This is a genomic window from Pseudoclavibacter endophyticus, assembly GCF_008831085.1.
Lineage (GTDB): Bacteria > Actinomycetota > Actinomycetes > Actinomycetales > Microbacteriaceae > Pseudoclavibacter > Pseudoclavibacter endophyticus.
Window position 1 is genome coordinate 346406 of the sequence record NZ_WBJY01000002.1, and the last position, 22202, is coordinate 368607.

The following is a 22202-nucleotide window of genomic DNA, read 5'->3' on the forward strand; positions in this document are numbered from 1 at the left end:
CGATGCACGACGACGGGGCGCCGCGCGGCGACGCGCCCGGCGGGGCCGCCGATACCACCGAGTTCTCCAAGGCGCCGATCACCCCCGACACCTCCGATGAGGAGGCCCGGCGCTGGCATCGCCTGCATCCGCTCACCCCGATCCTGCGTGGCGGCTGGTTCGTCATCGCCGTCTTCGGCTGGCTCATCTCGCAGCAGTGGAACCGCATCGTCAGTCTGGTGCTGCCCGACGAGTACACGTACGAAGACCCGACCTCGACCTTCCTGAACGAGCCTGGTCGGCTCATGCTCGTGCTGGTCGGCACGATCGTCATCGGGCTCGTCATCATCGGCCTCTCGTACCTGTCGTGGCGCGCGCACCGCTATCGGATTACCGACGAGCTGTTCGAGGCGCGCGAGGGCATCATCACCAAGAAGCACCGTCAGGCCCGCCTCGATCGCGTGCAGAGCATCGACATCAACCGACCCTTCTACGCCCGCATCTTCGGCGCCGCGGCGGTCGTCATCGACACCGCGAGCTCCGATGGCAACATCAGCCTGAAGTTCGTGCGCTCGGCCCATGCCGAGCCGCTGCGCGAGGCGATCCTGCGGCGCGCGTCCGGCGCGAAGCGCCGGTCGGTTCCGCAACCGTCGTCCGCCGGGGCCCCCTCATCACCCGGCGACCCCGCGGGCACCGGCGCGGCGGGCTCGCCGTGGCCCGGTGCCACTGTTCCCGGGCAAGACTGGGGCGGCGCGTCTGACGCAGGCGAGGGGGCGGCCCCTGGCCAGCGCCCAGGCACGGGAGCGGTCGGAGGCGACTCCGGCGAGGGGCGGCTCGCCGCCCTCATCCGTGCGCGGGTCGATGAGATCACTGACTTCCAACGCGAGACCCGCGATGCGGCGCCGCAGTCGATCGTCAAGATCCCGGTGGGGCGACTCTTCGGGGCTGCCGCGATCGACCTCGCGATCGTCGCGATCGGCTTCGGGATCGTCGGGGCGGTGATGCTGGCCATCATGCTGATCATCGCGATCGTCAATCCGGAGGGAACGCTCGAGGTGGGAGTGGCGGTGGGCATCACGCTCGTGACCATCGTCGTCCCGTTCGTGGCCGTGGCATTCGCCGTCATGGCGGGCCGGCTGATGTCGAACTTCAACTATTCGATCGTCGGCACGACCGACGGTGTGCGGGTTGCGAAGGGGTTCCCGTCCACCACGAGCGAGACGGTGCCGCCCGGGCGCATCCACGCCATCGAAGTGCGGCAGCCGATGACGTGGCGGCCCTTCGGGTGGTGGGAGATCCGCATCACCCGCGCCGGTCAGGCCGTCGACGCGAGCAGCGGCAGCACGAACGCGCAGAAGAAAGCCGTGCTGCTTCCCGTCGGCACGATCGACGATGTGCGCCGTGTGCTCGACCTCATCTCGCCGCTGCAGTCCGGCCCCCGGCGGGCGCAGGTCATCGAGCAGGGCCTGACCGGCATGCCCGGCGATGAGTTCGTCCCCGGGCCACCGCGGAGCCGCTGGCTGCATCCGATCTCGTTCCGGCGCATCGGCTACGTGCTCGACCACGAGACCTTCTACATCCGCCGCGGGCGGATCGGCCGCAAACTCACGATCACGCCCGGCGAGCGCATGCAGTCGATCGCAGCGATTCAGGGGCCGGTGCTGCGCCTGTTCGGGCTCGCCAATGTGCAGGCCCAAACCGTGGCGGGCGTCGTGAACACGATGCTGCCGACGATGGATGCGCGAGACGCCGTCGCGCTGTTCGATCGTCTCCGGGTCACAGCGGTGTCCGCGGCGCGGAAGGACTCGTCGCACCGATGGCGGGAGGCGTCGGCTCACGCGGCCGTCGCAACGGCCCGCATCCGGGCGGAGCAAGCTCGCGCGCGCGGTGATGAGCCGGCGCGCCACGACGTGGCGGTGTTGCAGGCCCTCGCGGACTTCGAGGCGAGCGACGGCGGGCCGGTGCCGCAGGCACAGCCGCCGCAGGGTTACCCGCAGCAGGCCCAGCAGCCGCAGGGCTATCTGCCGCCCCAGCCCCAGCAGGGTTACCCGCAGCAGCCCCAGCAGCCGCAGGGCTACCCGCAGCAGCCCCAGCCGCAGCAGCCCCTCCCTCCGCAACGCGAGAACGGTGACTGGCAATACCCGCCGCACCCGCGAAATCCACACGAAGGGCCGCGCGAATGACCCGTGACGGCCGCCTCGGCGTCGGCGTGATCGGCGGCGGCAGGCTGGGCCCGGTTCTCGCGGCAGGTCTCGCGGGAGCGGGCCACGCCATCGTGGGGCTCGAAGCCGAGACCGACCGTGACCGCGACCGCGTGACCGCGCTCATCCGCGGCGCGCCCGTGCTCGACCGCGCGACGGTGATCGAGCGCAGCGAGCTCGTGATCGTCGACGTTGACAACCCGGCGACTGAGCTCGGGCCCCTCCTCGAACGCGTGACGGCAGAGCGGTCTTGGGTGCAGGGTCAGCTCGTGCTGCACACGGCGCCGCAGTTCGGCACGGCGCCGCTCGGGCCCGCCCTCGACGCGGGCGTCATTCCGCTTGCGGTGCACCCGGCCATCGCCGTGACGGGTACGTCGCTCGATCTCGCGCGCCTGCGCGAGGCGTGGTGCGCCGTCACCGCGCCCCGCCCAGTCCTGCCCATCGCACAGGCACTCGTGGTCGAGCTCGGAGCCGAGCCGGTCGTCATCGCTGAAGAGCACCGGGCGACCTACGCCGAGGCCATCGCGACGGCCACCGAGTTCACGAACTCGATCGTCCAGCAGGCGGTTTCGCTCTTGACCGAGATCGGCGTCGACCAGCCGGGGTTCGTGCTCTCGAGCCTCGTGCGCTCCGCCGCCGACAACGCGCTCGCCGACAGCACCCCGCCGACTCTCGAGGTGCCCGAGGCCTGATGCCCTCCGAACGACGCTTTCGATTCCGTCGTCTCGAAGGTGCGAACGGCGCGCCCGCTCTGGCCAACGTTGTATGGGTTTCGGTCGTTTCGGGGGCCGGATAACGACCGAAACCCATATATGGCTGAGGGAGACACGCCCCAGGGATCGAGCGACAGGTCCGCAAGACCGGAGCCGCCCGGGCCGGCCCTTACCGGTGCTCCATCTCGATGCGCACGTACGTGTCGAGCAGGTCGCGGGCGCGCGCGCCCGCGGCGCCCTCTTCACCGAGCGCGCCCCGGATCGCATCGAGCTTCTCGTCCACGTGCGGGAACGGCGGCAGGAGCGGGACGTCACGGTCGGTGATGGCCTCGACGACGACCGGCCGGTCGGACGCGAACGCCTCGTCGAGCGCCGACGGAATGCGCGAGGGGTCGTCGATGCGAATCCCGCGCAAGCCGAGCAGCTCGGCGTACCCCGCGAAGTCGAACGCCGGGAGTTGTTGCGACACCTCAAAGCGGGGCTGCGCCTCGAACTCGCGTTGCTCCCAACTCACCTCGGCGAGGTCACGGTTGTGCAGCACGACCACCACGAAACGCGGGTCGGGCCACGACGGCCACCTCGAGGCCACAGTGACCAGCTCGTTGTTCCCGAGCATCTGCATCGCCCCGTCGCCGGCGAGCACGACGACGGGCCGGTCCGGCGCGACCTCTTTCGCGCCGATCCCGTACGGAACGCCGCACCCCATGCTCGCGAGGGTGCTGGACAGGTGCGCCTCGACGGTCGTCGCCATGCGCACCTGCCGCGCGTAGTGATACACGCAGCTTCCGACATCGATCGCCAGCTGCGCATCCGGGGGAATGCGGTCGGCGAGCTCGCGCACGACGAGCTCCGGATTCAGCGGCGAGGCCTCAACGGCCGCGCGCAAGCGCGAGATCTCGTGCCAATTGGCCACGTGCGTCTCGACGTCCCGACGCCACTGCGAACCGGGCCGTGCATGCAGTCGCCCGCGAAGCGCCTCGAGCGCAGCCGCTGCGTCGCTGACGATGCCCACCTCGATGGGGTAGCGATTGCCGAGCATCGACGGGTCGATATCGATCTGGACGGCGCGCGCTTGTCCCGGGGCGGGGTAGAACTCGGTCCACGGGTCGTTCGAGCCGACGATGATGAGCGTGTCGCAGTCTTGCAGCACGCGCGCCGCAGCGGTCGTGCCGAGATGCCCCATGGTGCCGGCGACGAGCGAATGCGATTCGTCGACGTACGGCTTGCCCAGCAGGCTCATCGTGACACCGGCTCCGAGGTGCTCGGCGAGCTCGATGAGTTCGCGCTGCGCATCGCGCATTCCACGGCCCGCGAGAATCGCGACGCGGTCGCCCGCCTCGATGATCTCGCTGGCGGCCTCGATGTCGCGCTCGCGCGGAAGCGTGCGACCTCTCGACCAGCCCGGTGCCGTCACGATCTGCCCGTGCTCCTGGCCGATCTCGGGTGCCTGCGCCTGCTGCAGATCATGCGGCACGATCACGACGGCCGGCTGCAGGTACGTGAGGGCCGAGCGGAACGCGCGGTCAAGCACCATCGGCACTGCGTCGGGCGACGCGACGGTCTGGATGTACGGCGACGCGACGTCGTGGAAGAGGGTTTGCAGGTCGATCTCTTGCTGGTAGTCCGAGCCGAGCACGCTCGTGTGCTGCTGGGCGACGAGTGCGACGACCGCTGCGCTGTCGAGCTTGGCGTCGTAGAGCCCGTTGAGCAGATGCACGGCGCCGGGCCCCTGGGTCGACGTGACGACTCCGACCTGGCGGCCGTATTTCGCCTCGGCGACAGCCATGAAGGCCGCCGCCTCCTCGTGCTTCGCCTGGATGAACGCCGGCGCGGCCTGGCTGCGCCGAAGGGCCAGGAGAAACGGGTTGTTGCCGTCGCCCGGGTACCCGTACACGCGGTCGACACCCCAGTCGTGGAGGCGCTCGACCATGAGGTCGGCGACCGTTTTCGTGTCCGCGGTGGCCATGGCGTCTCCTCTTCTTTCCTGTCGATCCCTTTCGGTCGGTGCTTTTTCTCAACCGGCAGGGGCGTGGCTACGGCGTCGGCATGCCACCGTTCACATTGAGCGTCTCGCCGATCACGTAGCTCGACTCCGGCGAGGTGAGGAACACGTAGGCCGGCGCGAGCTCGGTGGGTTGGCCGGCACGGCCGAGAGGCGTGCTCTTGCCGAACTCGGGCAGCTCCTCCTTCGGCTGGCCATCTGACACCTGCAGGGGCGTCCAGATCGGTCCCGGCGCGACGGCGTTGACACGGATTCCCTTCGGCGCGAGCTGCTGCCCGAGGCCCTTCGTGAAGTTGTTGATCGCTGCCTTGGTGGCCGCGTAGTCGAGCAGCGTCGGCGGCGGCATGTACGCCACGACCGAGGCCGAGTTGACGATCGTGGCCCCCGCGGGCAGGTGCTTGAGTGCGGCCCTCGTGACGCGGGAGATCGCGTGGATGTTGGTCTCGAACGTCGACGTCCACTGCTCGTCGGTGAGATCGGCAAAGTCAGTGACCGCGATCTGCCGGCCCGCATTGTTGACGAGTGCATCGAGCCCGCCGAGGGCCTCGACGGCGCGTTCGACGACGACGGTGCAGAAGTCGGGCTCGGAGAGATCTCCTGGAAGCAGGACCGCCCGTCGCCCGGATGCCTCGATCACACGCTTGACCTCTTGCGCGTCGTCCTCTTCGACGGGCAGATACGAGAGCGCCACATCGGCCCCCTCGCGCGCGAACGCGATCGCGACCGCCGCGCCGATCCCGGAATCGGCGCCCGTGATGAGGGCCTTGCGGCCTTCGAGCCGACCGGTGCCCCGGTACGAGTGTTCACCGCGATCGGTTTTGGGCTCGAGATCGCGGTCGAGCCCCGGTTCGGGCTGGTGCTGCTCGGGTGGCGAGATCGAAGGAAAGCGGGTCACCGGATTCTGGAACGTCAGCTGGTCGTTGTGCTCGGTCATCGTCTTCTCCTGTCGTGTTCGCGTTGGTCGAGTGCGCGTCGAATCGGATTCGGTGGTTGGCGGTGGATGCACCGATCAGTCGCGTGGCGCCGATCGGGTCGGTCGAGCGCTCGCGCCGGCCGAGGGGTCACTCTGTCTGAGGTGGCCGCGCGTTGGCGTCGACCGCGAGCTCGGCGTCGGCCTGCGACGCCTCGTCGGCGGTCGCCGACGTCGCGCGCGGGTCGAGCACGACTTTGATGCAGCCGTCCGTCTTCTCCTGGAACATCTTGTAGGCCTCGGGCGCGGCGTCGAGCGGCAGCCGATGCGTGACGAAGTCGTCGATCCCAAGCGGGTCGCTCGCGTCTTCCACGAGGGGGAGCAGATCATCGATCCACTGCTTCACATTGCACTGGCCGAGGCGGATGCGCGGTTGCTTGTCGAAGAGCGTCAGCATCGGCATGGGGCTCGCCTGCCCCCCGTACACGCCGCTCAGCGAGAGCGCCCCCCCGCGGCGAACCAAGTCGATCGCCGAGTGCAGCGCCGCGAGCCGGTCGACGCCGCCGGTTTCGAAGAGCTTGCGGCCGACCGCGTCGGGCAGCATGCTCGCCATCTGGTGCGCCATCTTCGCGACGGGCGAGCCATGGGCCTCCATGCCGACCGCGTCGACCACGGCATCCGGCCCCCGCCCTCCGGTGGCGTCACGGATCGCGGCCTGGCTCTCGTCGCTCACGTCGAACACCGTGACCCCGTGACGGGCCGCCATCTCGCGGCGCTCCGGTACGGGATCGATGGCGTAGACCGTCGCCCCGAGGTGCACCCCGATGCGTGCAGCGAATTGACCGATGGGGCCGAGACCGAAGACGGCGAGCGAGTCGCCCGCACTGACCTCGGCGTACTGCACGGCCTGCCATGCGGTCGGCAGGACGTCGCTGAGGAACAGGTACCGGTGATCCGGCAGCTCGTCGCCGACCTTGATCGGCCCGAAATCGGCATGCGGTACGCGGAGATACTCGGCCTGCCCACCGGGCACCGAGCCGTACAGACGCGAGTAGCCGAAGAGGGCCGCACCGGAGCCGTACTTGGTCACCTGCGTCGTCTCGCACTGCGTGAACAGTCCGCGGTCGCACATCCAGCAACGCCCGCACGAGATCGTGAACGGCACGACGACGCGGTCACCGGCCGTGAGCCCTGTTTCGGGCCCTGCCTCGACGATGGTCCCCATGGGCTCGTGGCCGATGACATCACCCGCGTCCATGAACGGGGCGAGCACCTCGTACAGGTGCAGGTCGGAGCCGCAGATGGCGGTCGAGCTCACCTCGATGATCGCGTCGTTGGGGCGTTCGAGCACGGGGTCCGGCACCGTCTCGACCCGAACGTCTCGCTTGCCCTGCCAGGTCAGCGCTTTCATGTCGACTCCTTTCGTCAGTGATTGTCGTCGTCGCCGCTCGAGGGGGTCGGCGTCTGTTCCGCGCTCGGGGCGTCCTGCCCGGGGGCCTCGGCGGGGCGAAAGGTCTCGCGGTCGGTACGGAATGCTCGTTGCCGGGCATAGGCGTGCACGTGATCGAGCGTTTCGACCTGGCGCGAGACGCTGTTGGCGAGGTCGTCGAACACACCCGGATCGAGCTCGAGCAGCTCGGCGTGATCGCGGAGGACCTGCCAGCCGCCGAGCTTGCCGACGACGGCGCTTCGCATGATCTCGGCCTCGAGCACGAGGCTCATCGGGGAGCGCCGCGTGATTCTGCCGTTGGCCTTGAGCCGCGCGACGCGCTCACCCACCCATGCCGTCGCCTGGCGATGGCGCCGCGGACGCACACCGAGGCTGTCGATGACGCGCCGCAGGAACTCGCGCTCGAGCCGGACCTGGTTGGCGACCTCCGAGAGCTGGGCATAGACGGGGGTGTCGATGTAGGCGGCGGCCATGCGTTCCAGGCGGGCGGCGCCCGCCGTCGCGCCCGTGAGGTGATCGGAGAGGTAGAGGCCGAACAGCTCGCGGTCGATGCCCTCGGGCAGCCCGTCTGCGGGGCGATCGTCGGCCTCTTTCCAGGGCTGCTCCTTGTGGCCGTCATCGGTGTTGTCCAAGTTCGGCGAGGACACGGCGGCTCGTGTCGTCGCCGGGACGTGCGCCCGCTTGAGGTCGCGGGGCCGCATGGGCACCGAGTCGGTGCCGTGGCCGGCGATCAGGCCGTCGAGCAGGCTCTCGAGTGCGTGGGCCGCGCTGTGCCGCGGCTCCCAACCGAGCTCTCGTTTGGCCTTGGCGTTCGTCATCATCGGCACCTGCAGCGCCATGTCGAGCCAGCCGGGATCAGCGGCTATCGCCCGCGCCCGGTGAGCCGCAGCAATGCTGGCACGGACGATGGGGTCGGGGATGCGCAGCACGCGTCCGTGATCGATGATCGAGGCGAGTTGACGCGGGGTGAGCACGTCGTCGGCGCAGATGTTGAAGGCACCGTGCTTGCGCGCGACGACGGCGGCGGCGTAGGCACGCCCGATGTCCTCGCCGTGCACGGCCTGCACGCCGCGAAGGCCTGCGGGGAGGGGGAGGACCGGGGGGCGCCCGACCTTCAGCAGCTGCATCGGAAGGAACGAGTTGGTGAAGTACCGCTGGATCTCGGACGCCGCGTCCGCCTGAAAGATGAGGGCGGGGCGCAACCGTGTGACGATCAGCTCGGGGAACTGCTCCTCGATCTCATCGAGCACGCGCTCTTGCGCAACCTTGTCGACGCTGTAGTGCGAGGTGCCGATGCCGCCCCTCGCCCAGGTCTCGTCGCGCAGCGTGCGGGCCCGGTCGGGGGCGTAGGCACCGACGGACGACGCGACGACGAGGTGTCCGACACCCGCGGCCGCGACCGCGCGCGCCACCCGACGCGTGCCCTCGACGTTGACGCGACGCAACAGGTCGCGCTCGGTGTTGGGCTGGATGAGCCACGCGAGATGGATGACGGCGTCCGCGTCGCGGAACGCGTCGGCGAGGTCCGCCTCGGCGTTATCGGCCTCGCTCGCTGCGGCGATGTCGATCGATCGCCACTCGGCGTGGCGGTACGGTTCGGCACTCCTGTCCGGCATACGGCGAGCGATGCCGAGCACGTGCGTGACGTCGGTGCTGTCATGCAGCGCGCGCAGCACGGACGTGCCGGCGTTTCCAGTTGCCCCAACGATGACGATGCGCATCGAGATCCTCCTTCGGTCAGCGGGTACCCGGGCTGCCGCCCGGGCCTGTGGTCGATGTCTCGGGCACTGCTCGGGTGCGCTCGGACCGCCGCGCGGTGAAGCGGGTCGTGAACGGACTCAGGGAGCCCGGGAGATGCGTGGTACGTAGCGGATGCACGGACGAGAAGTCATGGCCGGCAACGAGCCGCGAGAGCACCAGGCTCGCGGTCAGGAGCACGACATTGCGCCCGGGGCACACGCCGGTCCCGCCGCTGAAGGGCACGAGCGCGAGCGACTCGCCCAGGTGCTCCGTGCCGTCGGGCTGCCCGGTCTCATCGCCTCCCGAGTCACGATCGCGGGCATCGAGCCAGAGCTCGGGCGAGAAGACGTGCGCCCAATCGGCCCGCCGGTCATCCCGGTGAAAGTACGGTGCGAAGATGACGACGGAGGTCTTGGCGTCGAGGGCGCCGTTCGACCACACGGTGGGCTCCGTCGCCTCGCGCAGCACCAGCGGCGTCGTCGGCCACAGGCGCAGCGACTCGAGCACGGTCGCGCGAACGAACGGCAGCGAAGGGGCATCCGTCGCCTCGTCGCGCGCCCGGTCGACGGCACCGCGGTGCTCGGTCAGCAGCAGCAGGGCGCGGAAGGTCGCCCATGCCGCCGCGTCGAACGCGAAGAGCCACTGCGGGACCTGCTGCGCGGGCTCCGTACCGGGACTCGCGGGCGTGCGCGCGACGACCTCGGCGAGGCTGCCCGGTTCTGCGCGATCGATGTAGTGCTGGACGCGCCGCAGGAACCGACCGCGCAGGCGGGCGCGCACGGGCGCCAGGTACGCCCAGTTGCCGCGCTCCCGCAGCCGCCGTAGGTCGTCGGTGATCTGCTCGTCATCACGAGCCGCGTCGCCGAGCACGATCCGACGCACCATGCGCCACCACGCCGTGCTGAACGCATCCCAGTCGAGTTCGCCCACGAAGTCGACGTGGCCGAGCAGGGCGTCGATCTCCTCCTCAACGGCCGTGGCCATCGCGGACGCGTGACTGTGCGTCTGGCTCGTCGACTCGAGCACGCGGTCATTGAATGGACGGCGCGCGGCGCGCTCCTCGGGCGTCGAGATGAGCGAATTCGCGGGCTGGAAGTGGCCGAGCGCGGCGCGCTTCTCGAGCGTCGCGGGTGAGAAGGGGGACGGCGTTTCGTCGAGCACCCGTTTCGCGTCGGCAGGCTCGAGCACGAAGGCGAGGCGCCGACCGAACATGGAGAACTGCACGGGGCCGGTGCCGTGGCGGCGACTCAGCCGCTGGAGCTCTTTGACGCTCAGCGTGTCGGCGCCGAGGCGGGCGACGAGGCTCACGCCAGCGGGGCGCCGGATGATGGCCCCTTTGATGACGGAGGGGAGGAGGACTCCTGCGGCCGCGCGTGCGCGGTCGAGCGGTGAGAGCGTGGGGACGGGTGCATCCGAGTTTTCAGCGGAGCGGGTCATGCGATGCAGCATGTCACGCGGTCACGGAAGAGCTCTGTGCGAGCGGGACGAATCCACGGCCACGCTCCAGGCTTTTTGCAGTACGTCGCAAGTTTCCGTGTCCGACGCTCAGGCCGCTGAGGTGACCACGGCCCGGCGTCGCCCGGACACGACGAAGCACCGCGGTCCCGTTGCGGGGCCCGCGGTGCTTCGGGGAGAAGCTAGTTCCCCCGCTGGTGTTCGTCCTGCACGTTCTGGCGCGCCTGCTCGGCTTCGCCGCGAACGTTCTGCGCCTCCGAGGTGGCGTCGGTCCTGAGCGACTCGGCCGACGAGGTGGCCTGCTCTCGAACGGCGTTCGCCGCGTCCTGCGCGGGCTCCTTGAGGTGCTCGGCGCTCTCCTGCGCGACGTCTTTTGCCCCCTCGATCAGCGGCTGCGCCTTCTCACGGGCATCGGCCGCCAGCTCGGTCTCCTTGCGGCTCGCGGGGAACAGCGAGGAGAGGAGCAGGCCAGCACCGAACGCGATCATTCCGACCGCGAACGGGTTGCCCTCCGCCTTCTCCTTCACCCGATGCGCGGCGTCTGAGGCCGCGTCACCCGCGTCACCGGCGGAACCGCGCGCATCATCGGCGGCGCCCATGATGCGATCCTTCATGCCAGTCAGTCGGCTTTTCACCCGGTCGCCCTGGCGCTGGGCCACTTTGGCGGGATCGACCTTGTCGCCGAGTGCGTCGACATCGGCGCTCAGCTCGCTCCGGGTCGCCTCGATGCGGGCACGGATCGCGTCCGGGTCGTCCGGGTCGACGTTCGCGCCCGTGTCGTCGCGGCGGACTCCGGCCCCCGGTCCGACCGGCCTGTTCAGGTCGTCGTAGATGGGCTCGGGGACGTTGGGTCCCGGTTGGTAGACGCCCCGGTCGCGGGGTGTGAAATCGGTCATGACTGTGCCTCGTTCCTCTTGAGTGCGTCGGGAATCTCTTTCACGGTTTCGGCGGTCTGCGGCACGCCTTCGACCTCCTGCAGCTGCTTGCGGCCCAGAAGGAACAGCACGAGCGCGACGATGCCCCAGATGACGGCCACGATGACGGCCGACCACGCGTTGCCGATGAGGTGGCCGAGGCCCCACCAGAGGGCGATCGACAGGAAGAGCACGGCCATGGAGCCCGCATAGCCGGCACCGCCGAGCATCCCGGCACCCTTCCCGGCGCGCCGGGCGGACTGCTTGATCTCAGCCCTCGCGAGTTCCACCTCTTGCCGGATGAGCGTCGATAGATCGCGCGACACCTCTCCCATCAGGTCACCGAGCGATGTCGATGCGGCCTTTCGCTCCGACGGCGCGTAGCCGGCTGTCGGGTCGGGATCACCACCGGCTCGATGGCCCTGCGGCCCATCCGGTGGCCCGTAACCGTGGGGGCCGCCGCTCACGGCGTGGTCCCTTCGTCCTTGGCGTCGTCGACGAGGCCGCGCGTCAGGCGACCGGCGACGATTCCCGCGACGGCCGCGACGGCGACGAAGGTGACCGGGCGGCGCCGGGCGAATCGCTTGACCTCCTGCAGAACGTCATCGGGCTCGCGGTTCTGCAGCCAGCGCCCGAAGTCGCCGGTCCGTGCTGCGGCCTCGGAGACGAGCGTGGCGGCGAGGCCGCTGCTGTCGGTGGCGTTCGACATCTCATCGAAGTCCGAACCCATCTCGACAAGACCGTCCGCCAGGCGTCCCTGTTGGGTCGCCGCCTGCTGCGAAACCTCGGTGCGCGCCTGCTCGTACACCTGGCGGGCCTGCCGCTTCGCCTCGCCGGCGACCTTGCGGCCCTCGTCCTTCACCTCACCGGCGACGCGTTTCGCCGACTCCTGCGCTTCTCCGGCGACGCGTCTGCCCTCGTCCTTGGCGGTCTGGGCGGTGCCCTGCGCGCCGTCGCCTCCTTGGGCCCCTCCGCCCGGCTGTGCGGTGCTGTAGGGGCTCTGCTGGGGATATGCCGTGCCCGGGTGAACGGCGGGGGGCTGCATGCCCGGGCCATTCGTCGCGCCGTACGGCGGGGCGGTGCCGGGTGCAGGTGGCGGTGGCGGGGTGCCTGCGGGCGCGGCTGCCTGCGGCGGCAGAGCGCCGCCGGGCTGTCCCGGCTGTCCGGGCTGTCCCGGCTGTCCGGGCCTCGGCCCGTCCGGAACGCGCGGCACGTCACCGGGGCGCGGTGGCTCGGAACCGTGTCGCCCGTGACCGCTCGTTCCCATCGTCGGATCTGTCATGGCGAACCTCCGTCGTCGTACCGATTCGGCCACAGGGCGTGACCTCGTTCGGGCTCTCGACGGTGGTTGGTGCCGCTGGGAGCTTTCTGGAACTCGCCTCCGGAAACGTCCAGATCTCTCAGTGCGCTCACAGGCCCGGAACGGGCGAACATCGCCGGTTTCATGCGGCAGCGCGGCAATTTGGTGGCGGGAGTGGTTTTCGACGGCCCGCGATTCTCAGGGAGTACGGATCGAATTCCGGGTCCCATGGCGCGGGGCGCGTATAACGGCCCCGCGCCATCTCGAACGGCGCGAAGCGACTCAGCCGTCGTCGCTCGTGCGGCCCCGCGATTCGCGAAGCGCACGGCCGCGCGCCACGTCCTTCGCATCCTGTTCGGCCTTCTTCTCGATGCCCTTGGTGTCGCGCGGCGGCAGCTGCAGCTGGTCTTCCGCCACGATGCCCGCCTGCAGCTGACGGCCGCGTTCGAGCTCGGCGTCGAACTCCGCACCGAACAGCAGCGCGATGTTCATGATCCAGAGCCAGAACAGGAACACGATCACGCCGGCGAGCGCGCCGTAGGTGGCGTTGTAGTTCCCGAAGTTGGAGACATAGATGCCGAAGCCGACCGTCGCGATGGCCGCGATCACGATGGCGATCAAGGCACCGGTGCTGATCCACCGGAACTTCGGCTGCCGAACGTTGGGGCTCGCGTAGTAGAGCAGTGCCACGATGACGATGACGATGATGACGAGCACGGGCCATTTGGCGATGTTCCAGACGGTGACCGCGACGTCGCCGGCGCCGACGAGGTCGCCCAACCACTGCGCGACGGGACCGCTCACGGCGAGGATGAGCGCGGCGATCGCAACGAGGACGAGCATCACCGCGGTGAGCGCGTACATCATCGGGCGCAGTTTCCAGACGGGCCGGCCCTCGGTGACCTCGTAGACGCGGTTCATGGCGCGGCCGAACGCGTTGACGTAGTTCGAGGCCGTCCAGAGCGCGGTCAGGAGACCGATGATGAGGCCGATGCCGGGGGCGGGCGCCGACGTGAGCTGTTCGATCGCCGGCTGGAGCGTCTCGACCGCATCGGCGGGCACGATGCTCGACACCAGGCCCATGATCGCCGCCGTTGTGGCCTCGGCCTGACCGACCAGGCTCAGGAGCGAGACGAGCGCGATCATGGCCGGGAAGATCGACAGCACGGCGTAGTAGGTGAGCGCTGCTGCGAGATCGGTGCACTCGTCGCGCATGAACTCACGCACTGTCTTTCGCAGCACATACCCCCACGCGGGCTTGCGGATCTCCGTTGGAGAATCAGGCTTCCGCGCGTCTTCGGGGTGCGGCGCGCCGTTCTGTGCCGTTCCCCGGGCGCCGGCAGTACGCCCGGACGTGCCGTCCGAACGCAGGTCCCGCGCATCCGCGCGATTCGAGCCTCGTTGATCGTTCATCGTCATTCCCCCAGATCTTGAGATGAGGGGAATAACGCTATGCGCCGTGCCCGTCCGGCACCCTGAGATCGCTCAGGGAGCAGGAGCGGGATGCTCCAAGGCCCAGACGGTACGGTCGCGCCGATCCCCAGAACCAGATCCGATCACCACCAGAGGGAGAATGATGAGCCACCTCCGCATTGCCGTGATCCTCGGCAGCACCCGCCCCGGCCGCAACGGCAAGGCCGTCGCAGACTGGGTCATCGAACAGGCCGCGGGCCGCGAGGCGACGTATGACCTTGTCGACCTCGCCGACGTCGACCTCCCCCTGCTCGACGAGGCGATCCCGCCGTCGATGGGGGAATACCAGCACGAGCACACGAAGAAATGGGCGGCAACCGTCGCGCAGTACGACGGGTTCGTGTTCGTCACGCCCGAGTACAACCGCTCGACGTCGGGCGCGCTGAAGAACGCGATCGACTTCCTCTACGGCGAGTGGAACGACAAGGCCGCTGCCTTCGTCGGCTACGGATCGCTCGGCGGCGCACGCGCGGTCGAGCACTTGCGCGGGATGTCCGGAGAGCTGCAGCTTGCCGACGTGCGCCAACAGCTCAGCTTCTCGCTGATGACCGACTTCAAGGACTTCAGCGAGTTCACTCCCGGCGACCACCACGGCCCGCTCGCCGCGTCGATGTTCGACCAACTCGAGCGCTGGGCCGGTGCCCTGAAGACGCTGCGCAGCTGACACCCCCGGCGTCGACGCAAAGCCGGTCGCGCCCGCGCCCTGCGCGTTTCGGCGCGGGCGCGGGCGTCCGCGGGGTGCCTACTTCTTCGCGGGCGTGCGGTTTTCGGCGCTGACCATCCAGGCGAACTGCTCGAGGCGCTCGATGACGGCGTGCAGGAGGTCGGCGCTCGTCGGGTCTTCCTCATCGACGTCGTCGTGCACCTCGCGCATAGTGCCGACGACGGCCTCCAGCCGGGCCGTGATGAGGTCGACCGTCTCCGTCGTGTCGACTTCGCCCTGTGGATACTCGGGCAGCGTCGTCGTCTCGGCTACGGTGTCGGAGCGGCCGTCGGGCGCGGCGTGCAGCGCGCGCATGCGCTCGGCCACGTCGTCGCTGAACTGGCGCGCGGCGTCGATGATCTCATCGAGCTGCAGGTGCAGGTCTCGGAAGTTCTTGCCGACGACGTTCCAGTGGGCCTGCTTGCCCTGGAGGTGCAGTTCGATGAGGTCGACCAGCACGCGTTGCAGGTTGTCGGTGAGCGCCTTCGACGCCGTGAACCCCTTCTCGGCGTTCTGCCGGCGGGTGCGCTTCGCGGTGGTGGCCGTGGAGTCGTCTGCTCGCTTCTGATCGTTGGACTTCGTGTTCGAGGTGCGCTGTGCGGTCGTCGTGGTCATGAGTTTCCCTTCGTCGCTGGCCCCGAGGAGGCGCAGTGCGCCAAGGTCTACCACTCCGACTTGGGTGCCACCCGCCCGTGCCGTTCCTGCTCGCCCACGGCGAACGGACCACGCGCATCCGGGAATGACGCCGTACCATCGGGCGTTACTTGAGTCATACGTACTCAACTTTCCTCAGGGAGGGGGACTCATGCCCGCATACTTCGGACAGGCTCCGGGAAGCGACGGCTCCTTCGACGCGTTCCTGGCCCGGTATCTCCAGAACCAACGGGCCGCCCGTCAGGCGCGCCCGGTCGACATCGTCCGCATGCTGAGCAAGCGCACGCACGACCTGCTCGAACAGGCCGGCGCCTTCGCAGTCGGCCGTGGCCAGCCCGAGGTGGACGCGCTGCACATCCTGCGCGTCATGGTGGCCGGCGACCCCGCCGCCTCGGCCGTGCGCCAGGCGGGGGCCGACCCGCAGGCCATCGCCGACGCGGCAGAACAGCGGCTGCCGGGCGCTGGCGAGGCGCTGCAGGACGTCGACCCGTCGCTCACGGGCTCGTCGCAGCGCCTGCTGCTCGACAGCTATCAGGTGGCGCGCGCCTTCGGCTCGACGTACGTCGACCCAGAGCACGTCTTTCTCGCCCTCGTGCTGAACACTGACACGCCCGCGGGCCAACTGCTCGCGCAGGCCGGCGTCACGCAGGCGTCACTGCAGGCGGGTGCGCAGGCGAACGCCCGCACGCAGCAGCAGACCACGCAGGGCCAGGGAGCCATGCCGGGGCAGCCGGACCAGGGGCAGGAGGGGTCGATTCTCGAGCAGTTCGGCCGCGACCTCACGGCCGAGGCCCGCGAGGGCAAGCTCGATCCCGTTATCGGCCGTGCCGACGAGATCGAGCAGACCGTCGAGATCCTCGCCCGCCGCACCAAGAACAACCCGGTGCTGATCGGTGAGGCCGGCGTCGGCAAGACCGCCATCGTCGAGGGCCTCGCGCAGGCGATCGCCGCCGGCGAGGTGCCGGCACAGCTGCGCGACAAGCGCGTCATCTCGCTCGACCTCGCCGGCATGGTCGCGGGAACCCGCTACCGCGGCGACTTCGAGGAGCGCCTCACCGGCGCCCTGAACGAGATCGCCGCGGGCGGCGGCGACACCATCGTGTTCGTCGACGAGTTGCACATGGTCGTCGGCGCCGGGGGCTCGGGAGAGTCCGGCGGAATGGACGCCAGCAACATCCTCAAGCCCCGCCTGGCGCGCGGCGAGCTGCACCTCGTCGGCGCGACAACGCTCAGCGAGTTCCGCACGATCGAGAAGGATGCCGCGCTCGCGCGCCGCTTCCAGCCCGTGACGGTGGGCGAGCCGAGCGTCGACGACGCGGTGCGCATCATCGAGGGGCTCAAGGATCGCTACGCCGAGCACCACGGCGTGACCTACACGCCGGAGGCGATCCGAGCATCCGTCGAGCTCTCGAACCGGTACATCACCGACCGTTTCCTGCCCGACAAGGCCATCGACCTCATCGACCAGGCCGGCGCGCGGCTGTCGCTGCGACGCGGCCCGGCCGTCGATGTCGATGCGCTGCGCGCACGCATCGCCGAGCTCGAGGCCGACAAGGGCCGCGCGCTCGAGACCGAGCAGTACGAGCGGGCGGGTGAGCTGCGCGACGAGATCAAGCGGGTCACCGACCAGCTCGCCGAGGCGCGCAGCGCGAACAGCGCGGGCGAGGGCGACGGTACGGCCCGCGTCGTCGACGAGGCGCAGATCGCCGAGGTGGTCTCGCGTGCGACCGGTGTGCCGGCCTCGCGCATGACCGAGGCCGAGAAGTCGCGCCTCGCACGGCTGGAGGCCGAACTGCACGAGCGTGTGATCGGTCAGGATGCCGCGGTGGCGGCGGTCGCGAAGGCCATCCGCCGCAGCCGCACCGGCATGGGCGACTCGCGCCGGCCGGTCGGCAGCTTCCTGTTCCTCGGCCCGACCGGTGTCGGGAAGACGGAGCTCGCCAAGGCCCTCGCGGCGGCGCTGTTCGACGACGAGACGGCCATGGTCCGGTTCGACATGAGCGAGTTCGGGGAGCGGCACACCGTGTCGCGTCTGGTCGGCGCCCCTCCCGGGTACGTCGGCTATGACGAGGCGGGGCAGCTCACCGAGCGGGTGCGTCGCCGCCCGTACTCGGTCGTGCTGCTCGACGAGATCGAGAAGGCGCACCCCGACGCGTTCAATCTGCTGCTGCAGGTGCTCGACGACGGTCGCCTGACGGACGGCCAGGGGCGCACGGTCGACTTCCGCAACACGGTCGTGATCATGACGAGCAACCTCGGCTCCGAGTTCATGGCCAGCCGTGGCCCGCTCGGCTTCACGTCGCAGAACGCGGGTGACACCGAGCGCGAGCTGCGCGCGAAGGTCATGGGCAAGCTGCGCGAGGTCATGCGGCCCGAGTTCCTCAACCGCATCGACGACACGGTGCTGTTCGACAAGCTCGAGCGCGAGCAGCTGCACGAGATCACGCGCATGCTGCTGCGCGACAGCGAACAGCGGCTCGCGGCGCAGGGCATCGCGCTGCGCGTGTCGGATGCGGCGGTCGACCGCATCGCCGACGAGGGCTACGAGCCCGAGTTCGGCGCCCGCCCGCTGCGCCGCGTCATCCAGCGCGAGGTTGACGACGCGATCGCCGACCTGCTGGTGGCGGAGGCGGTCACCGAGGGCGGCGTGGTCGAGGTCGACGTCGACGCGCAGGGCGCGCTGACGGTCAGCCCGGCCGTCGTGCAGGAGCCCGTCGCGGCGTAGGGCTTCTCGCCCTCCCGACCGATTTGCGCGTCAATGGCCCCGCTGAGCCGCAGGAGCGGCCAGCGGGGCCATTGTCACGCTGAACGGCCGTCGTCGGCCGAGCCCCGGCCCCGAGGGCCTGCCTAGCGGTCGGCTCCGTCGTCGAGATTCGCCGCCAGCACCTCGATCGTGAGGTCGCGGGCGGCGCGCCCGCGCTCGCCGAGGCGGGCGCGGATGCGCTCGACGAAGCCGTCGAGGAAGACCGCGTGCACAACCCTCGACGTGTGTTCGAGCTCGTCGCGGAACGTGTCGCTCACCGAGGCGATGACGAGGGTCACGTCGGCGAGGTCGACGAGCGGCGAGGATTCGAACGACGTGATCGCGATGATCGTCGCCCCCGCCCGGTTCGCTGCTCTGGCCGCGAGGACGGTCTGGTGGTTGGCGCCGGAGCCGCTGATGATGAGCACGACGTCATCGGGCGTCAGGTGCCGCGCGGTCACCTGCTGCGAGATCGGGTCGGTCATGTGCTCGGTTGCCCGTCCGACCGAGGTAAGGCGCGCCGCGACGTCTTCGGCGAGCGACGCGGAAAGCCCGTTGGCTAGGCAGAGCAGGCGGCGCGCGCCGATCACGAGGTCGATCGCGCGGCAGAGGGCGTTGGCGTCGAGGAGTTCGAGCGCCTGTGGCAGGCGCGACGCCAGCTCGGCGATGCCGGCGCGCATGACGTCGAGATCACTGCCATCCTCAGCGGCGGGCTGGCGCCGGCGCTCGCCCGCCTGCGTGTGCCGAGCGAGGGCAACGCGCAGCTGCGCATAGCCGTTGTACCCGAGGGACTGGCAGGTGCGCACGATCGAGGTGCGGGCGACACCGACGTGGTCGGCGAGCTGTTGCGCCGTGAGCTCGATGACGAGCTCCGGATGCTCGCGGATGACCTCGACCACGCGCCGTTCGGCCGGGCGCAGCGTGTTGACGATGGCGGCGATGCGGGTCGCGGGGGAGGCGTCAGGCATGGTCGCCTCCCGTGGCCCCGCTGAAGTGCACGTGCCGAGCGACGCGCGCGAACTCGTCGAGCCAGTCGACGAGGTGGGCGCGCTCGACCCGGCTCGGATGCAGGTGCGCGCCGAATGCGGGGTTGGCGGTGACGGCGACCCACTGCTCCGGCGAATCGGCGGCATCCGCGCCGCCGTCCGCGCCGCCATGGTCGACGACGCGGAACCGTGGCGCCGTCGCGGTGCGGGGCACGCGGCCGTCGCCGCTGTCCCCGCCTCGCGCGCCCGCCTCGCGCACCGCATCCTCGAACTCGCGTCGCGGCACGCGGTAGTCGGACGCGCCGTGCGGGGCAGGGAAGTGCGCGAGCAGCGATCGCCAGGTCCGGGGATGCGGTGGGAGCCCGAGCGCCGTGCGCCGGCTGCCGGCCCGCGCGGCGACCGCAGCGTGCAGCGCGTCGTCGTCCAGCGGGCATGGCGAGTCGAGCCAGGCTTCGGCGGCCGCGTGCAGCGGCTCCAGCCGTTCGGCCGCGGCGCGCGGTACATGGGCGCTGGGGGCGTTGACCTCCACGGGAACCGCCCGGGCTCCGACGACCTGTACGGCGCCCGCCTCGACCTCGAAGGTCAACACGCCGACATGCGAACCGGCGTATCCGGGCTGCGCGTAGGCGATCCTGGCCCCGTCGTCCCTCGCTCGCGTGCCCGCCCGCGCCGAGTGCGTGTGCCCCGCGATGAGGCCGTCGAGGCCGGGCATCTCCAGCAGTCTCGCCGCCTGATTCTCGCCGCGGTCGTAGTCGAGCGGCGCACCCGTCTCGGGATCGCGCTCGAATCCGCCGTGGTAGGCCGCGACGAGCAGATCGACCTCCGGCCGCAGGCGCAGCGCTTGGTCGGCGATCGCGGTGACGGGGTCGGTGAAGCGCACGTGTTCGAGCCCCCCGTGCCGGCTGAGGCGCTGCACGTGGCTCGTGACGGCGCCGATGACGCCGATGCGCACGCCCTCGCGCACGAACACGGCCGACGGGGCGAACACCGGCTCGCCCTGGTCGCCGATCGCGTTGGCGCACAAGTACCGCGTGCGCCGCAGGGCGGCCGCCGCGCCGAGCAGCGAGTCGAGCCCGTCGTCGAAGTCGTGGTTACCGGGCACGGCGGCATCGACGCCGAGGCCGTCGAGCGCCGTGAGCAGCGGATGCTCCGCGCCCGCGTCCGTGCGCAGAAGCGTCTGGTGCGCCCCGAGCGGTGAGCCGGTGAGCAGGTCGCCGGCGTCGATGACGACGGCGCGGTCGCGGTCGATACCGGCCAGCACCGCGGCGGCCCCGGCGATGCCGCCGACCGTGCCCGGCCGCCAGTGCGAGTGCAGATCGCTGGTGGCGGCGATCGTGATGCGGGTCATTGGAGCTTCTTCCGCAGCGCCGACGAGACGGCGTCGATGATGGTGACGGTGACGACGATACCGATGACGATGATGGCGACGCGGTCCCAGCTGCGCGAGGAGATGGCGAAGATGATCGGTGTGCCGATGCCGCCGGCTCCGACGATGCCGAGGATTGTGGCCGAGCGCACCGCGATCTCGAACCGGTTGAGGGCGAGTGAGCAGAGCGGGGGCAGGAGGCGGGGCAGCTGACCCCACGCGAACACGTGCGCGCGGGTTCCCCCGAGCGCGGCGATCGCCTCCTCTGGCCCGGCGGACAGCCGTTCGATCTCTTCGGCGTACAGTCTCGCGAGCATGCCGATGGAGTGCACCCCGATCGCGAGCGCCCCGGCGAACGGCCCCGGCCCCACCATCTTCACGAAGATCACGGCGAGCACGATTTCGGGGAACGTGCGCACGATCGTGAGCACGACGCCCGTTCCCGCCGAGACCGGGCCGGGGCGGCGACCGCGGCCGGAGGCCCGGCGGCGCGACACCGCGAGGAACGCGAGCGGCACGGCTCCGACGACCGCGATGGCGGTGCCGAGGAACGCGATCGCGAGGGTCTGCCCGATGAGGCCGACGAGGTCTTCGCCCGAGCCGTTCCATACGAAGGCGAGATCGGGCGCGACCGCTCCCTCCCACATCGCACCGAGCACGATCGGCCACGTGTCGTTCGGCCAGCTCCAGCCGACGCCGACGAACGCCCACACGAGCACGGCGGCGAGTGCGGCGCAGCCCACGGCGCGCCAGGGTGTCCAGCGCCTCGGATCGGGCGGTCCGGGCCGGCGCGGGGCCTCGTTCGTGTCGCGGGAGGCGGGGACGGCGCTCACAGCAGCCGCCTCCTGACCGCGCCGCTGATGAGGTCGATGACGAGCACGACGACGAAGATGGCGAGGATGATGACCGCGACCCGGTCGTACCGCATGAGTCCCATGGTCGACTGCAGGGTGACGCCGATGCCGCCGGCGCCCATGTAGCCGAGCACGGCCGACGCGCGCACATTGACCTCGAGGGCGTAGAGGGCGTAGCTCACGAGGCTCGGCCGCACCTGCGGAAGCACACCGTGGACGGCGAGGGCGCTGCGGCCGGCGCCCGTAGCGACGAGGGCGTCGAGCGGCCGGCGATCGATGGTGTCGATCGCCTCGTAGAGCAGCTTCGTCACCATGCCGAAGGTGAAGACCGCCAGCGCGATCGTGCCGGTGAAGGCGCCGGTGCCGACGACCGCGACGAAGATGCCGGCGAGCAGCATGTCGGGGATCGTGCGGACGACATTGAGCACCATCCGCAGGGGCGCCGTGACGAGCAGTGTGCCGCTGACGACGGAGGTCGCCGCGAAGGCGACCGGCACGGCCGCGGCCACACCGAGCGCGGTGCCGGCGATGGCCATCTGCACGGTCTGCGCGAGGGCGGGCAACACGCTCGGCAGGTAGCCCCAGTCGGGCGACAACAGGCGGGTGAGCACGATGAGCATCTGGTCGCCGTTGCGCAGGAGGTGGACGGGGTCGGCGCCCGTCGCGTGCACGGCGGACACGAGCAGTATCGCGATGAGCGCGAGCGTGGCGAGGTGCAGGGGCAGCCGCCGGTGGATCGTGTCGGTGAGGCGCATGGCG

At 70.3% G+C, this 22202-nt stretch carries 18 protein-coding genes; 4 read left to right on the plus strand and 14 right to left on the minus strand.

What is annotated here, in order from left to right:
* Positions 1–2 precede the first annotated feature (2 nt).
* Positions 3–2162, plus strand: coding sequence for a PH domain-containing protein (locus tag F8O04_RS11260; protein WP_158029470.1), 2160 nt, complete (start codon positions 3–5; stop codon positions 2160–2162).
* A complete protein-coding gene (locus F8O04_RS11265; protein WP_158029471.1) occupies positions 2159–2872 on the plus strand; it encodes a DUF2520 domain-containing protein in 714 nt (237 codons plus the stop codon). Before F8O04_RS11260 ends, F8O04_RS11265 begins: the two co-directional genes overlap by 4 nt.
* Before the next feature lie 190 nt (positions 2873–3062).
* Here the strand turns inward: F8O04_RS11265 and F8O04_RS11270 are convergent, their stop codons facing one another.
* From F8O04_RS11270 to F8O04_RS11310, 9 genes are all read right to left on the minus strand, one after another.
* Positions 3063–4859 (minus strand): thiamine pyrophosphate-requiring protein, encoded by a 1797-nt coding sequence (locus tag F8O04_RS11270; RefSeq protein ID WP_158029472.1) that lies wholly within the window; start codon positions 4857–4859, stop codon positions 3063–3065.
* 67 nt (positions 4860–4926) lie between these two features.
* A complete protein-coding gene (locus F8O04_RS11275) occupies positions 4927–5829 on the minus strand; it encodes an SDR family oxidoreductase (protein ID WP_158029473.1) in 903 nt (300 codons plus the stop codon).
* A gap of 127 nt (positions 5830–5956) precedes the next feature.
* Complete coding sequence (locus F8O04_RS11280) at positions 5957–7216, minus strand: zinc-dependent alcohol dehydrogenase (RefSeq protein ID WP_158029474.1); 1260 nt, start codon at positions 7214–7216, stop codon at positions 5957–5959.
* Between the two features lie 14 nt (positions 7217–7230).
* Complete coding sequence (locus F8O04_RS11285; RefSeq protein WP_158029475.1) at positions 7231–8976, minus strand: NAD-dependent epimerase/dehydratase family protein; 1746 nt, start codon at positions 8974–8976, stop codon at positions 7231–7233.
* 16 nt (positions 8977–8992) lie between these two features.
* Complete coding sequence (locus tag F8O04_RS11290) at positions 8993–10432, minus strand: cytochrome P450 (RefSeq protein ID WP_158029476.1); 1440 nt, start codon at positions 10430–10432, stop codon at positions 8993–8995.
* A 200-nt stretch (positions 10433–10632) separates the two neighbouring features.
* Positions 10633–11346, minus strand: coding sequence for a DUF3618 domain-containing protein (locus F8O04_RS11295; RefSeq protein WP_158029477.1), 714 nt, complete (start codon positions 11344–11346; stop codon positions 10633–10635).
* Positions 11343–11699 (minus strand): phage holin family protein, encoded by a 357-nt coding sequence (locus F8O04_RS11300; RefSeq protein ID WP_158029653.1) that lies wholly within the window; start codon positions 11697–11699, stop codon positions 11343–11345. The genes F8O04_RS11295 and F8O04_RS11300 overlap by 4 nt, the downstream gene beginning before the upstream one ends.
* Positions 11700–11827: 128 nt before the next feature.
* Complete coding sequence (locus tag F8O04_RS11305; RefSeq protein WP_158029478.1) at positions 11828–12409, minus strand: hypothetical protein; 582 nt, start codon at positions 12407–12409, stop codon at positions 11828–11830.
* A 537-nt stretch (positions 12410–12946) separates the two neighbouring features.
* Positions 12947–14077, minus strand: coding sequence for a YihY/virulence factor BrkB family protein (locus tag F8O04_RS11310; RefSeq protein ID WP_308420202.1), 1131 nt, complete (start codon positions 14075–14077; stop codon positions 12947–12949).
* Positions 14078–14240: 163 nt separating this feature from the next.
* Between F8O04_RS11310 and F8O04_RS11315 the strand changes: the two genes are divergently transcribed.
* Positions 14241–14801 (plus strand): NADPH-dependent FMN reductase, encoded by a 561-nt coding sequence (locus F8O04_RS11315; protein WP_158029479.1) that lies wholly within the window; start codon positions 14241–14243, stop codon positions 14799–14801.
* 78 nt (positions 14802–14879) lie between these two features.
* On the opposite strand, the gene F8O04_RS11320 is transcribed toward F8O04_RS11315, so the two are convergent.
* Positions 14880–15455, minus strand: coding sequence for a Dps family protein (locus F8O04_RS11320; RefSeq protein WP_158029480.1), 576 nt, complete (start codon positions 15453–15455; stop codon positions 14880–14882).
* Positions 15456–15645: 190 nt separating this feature from the next.
* On the opposite strand from F8O04_RS11320, the gene F8O04_RS11325 reads away from it, so the two are divergent.
* Complete coding sequence (locus tag F8O04_RS11325; protein WP_158029481.1) at positions 15646–18219, plus strand: ATP-dependent Clp protease ATP-binding subunit; 2574 nt, start codon at positions 15646–15648, stop codon at positions 18217–18219.
* A gap of 122 nt (positions 18220–18341) precedes the next feature.
* Here F8O04_RS11325 and F8O04_RS11330 read toward each other — a convergent pair whose 3' ends face one another.
* The 4 genes from F8O04_RS11330 to phnE (F8O04_RS11345) are packed head-to-tail and all read right to left on the minus strand — an operon-like array spanning position 18342 to position 22198.
* Complete coding sequence (locus F8O04_RS11330; protein ID WP_158029482.1) at positions 18342–19205, minus strand: MurR/RpiR family transcriptional regulator; 864 nt, start codon at positions 19203–19205, stop codon at positions 18342–18344.
* A complete protein-coding gene (locus tag F8O04_RS11335; RefSeq protein ID WP_158029483.1) occupies positions 19198–20571 on the minus strand; it encodes a bifunctional metallophosphatase/5'-nucleotidase in 1374 nt (457 codons plus the stop codon). Before F8O04_RS11335 ends, F8O04_RS11330 begins: the two co-directional genes overlap by 8 nt.
* Positions 20568–21422, minus strand: coding sequence for a phosphonate ABC transporter, permease protein PhnE (phnE, locus tag F8O04_RS11340; RefSeq protein WP_158029484.1), 855 nt, complete (start codon positions 21420–21422; stop codon positions 20568–20570). Before phnE (F8O04_RS11340) ends, F8O04_RS11335 begins: the two co-directional genes overlap by 4 nt.
* A complete protein-coding gene (gene phnE / locus F8O04_RS11345; protein ID WP_158029655.1) occupies positions 21419–22198 on the minus strand; it encodes a phosphonate ABC transporter, permease protein PhnE in 780 nt (259 codons plus the stop codon). The genes phnE (F8O04_RS11340) and phnE (F8O04_RS11345) overlap by 4 nt, the downstream gene beginning before the upstream one ends.
* Positions 22199–22202: the final 4 nt, after the last annotated feature.

Bases quoted from the DNA above. Each gene is read 5' to 3' on its own strand.
- phnE (WP_158029655.1), bottom strand. From the start codon at position 22,198: ATGCGCCTCACCGACACGATCCACCGGCGGCTGCCCCTGCACCTCGCC.
- F8O04_RS11260 (WP_158029470.1), top strand. From the start codon at position 3: ATGCACGACGACGGGGCGCCGCGCGGCGACGCGCCCGGCGGGGCCGCC.
- F8O04_RS11300 (WP_158029653.1), bottom strand. From the start codon at position 11,699: ATGGGAGAGGTGTCGCGCGATCTATCGACGCTCATCCGGCAAGAGGTG.
- F8O04_RS11315 (WP_158029479.1), top strand. From the start codon at position 14,241: ATGAGCCACCTCCGCATTGCCGTGATCCTCGGCAGCACCCGCCCCGGC.
- F8O04_RS11330 (WP_158029482.1), bottom strand. From the start codon at position 19,205: ATGCCTGACGCCTCCCCCGCGACCCGCATCGCCGCCATCGTCAACACG.
- F8O04_RS11305 (WP_158029478.1), bottom strand. From the start codon at position 12,409: ATGCAGCCCCCCGCCGTTCACCCGGGCACGGCATATCCCCAGCAGAGC.
- F8O04_RS11280 (WP_158029474.1), bottom strand. From the start codon at position 7,216: ATGAAAGCGCTGACCTGGCAGGGCAAGCGAGACGTTCGGGTCGAGACG.
- F8O04_RS11285 (WP_158029475.1), bottom strand. From the start codon at position 8,976: ATGCGCATCGTCATCGTTGGGGCAACTGGAAACGCCGGCACGTCCGTG.
- F8O04_RS11320 (WP_158029480.1), bottom strand. From the start codon at position 15,455: ATGACCACGACGACCGCACAGCGCACCTCGAACACGAAGTCCAACGAT.
- F8O04_RS11335 (WP_158029483.1), bottom strand. From the start codon at position 20,571: ATGACCCGCATCACGATCGCCGCCACCAGCGATCTGCACTCGCACTGG.
- F8O04_RS11265 (WP_158029471.1), top strand. From the start codon at position 2,159: ATGACCCGTGACGGCCGCCTCGGCGTCGGCGTGATCGGCGGCGGCAGG.
- F8O04_RS11275 (WP_158029473.1), bottom strand. From the start codon at position 5,829: ATGACCGAGCACAACGACCAGCTGACGTTCCAGAATCCGGTGACCCGC.
- F8O04_RS11325 (WP_158029481.1), top strand. From the start codon at position 15,646: ATGCCCGCATACTTCGGACAGGCTCCGGGAAGCGACGGCTCCTTCGAC.
- F8O04_RS11310 (WP_308420202.1), bottom strand. From the start codon at position 14,077: ATGAACGATCAACGAGGCTCGAATCGCGCGGATGCGCGGGACCTGCGT.
- F8O04_RS11270 (WP_158029472.1), bottom strand. From the start codon at position 4,859: ATGGCCACCGCGGACACGAAAACGGTCGCCGACCTCATGGTCGAGCGC.
- F8O04_RS11295 (WP_158029477.1), bottom strand. From the start codon at position 11,346: ATGACCGATTTCACACCCCGCGACCGGGGCGTCTACCAACCGGGACCC.
- F8O04_RS11290 (WP_158029476.1), bottom strand. From the start codon at position 10,432: ATGACCCGCTCCGCTGAAAACTCGGATGCACCCGTCCCCACGCTCTCA.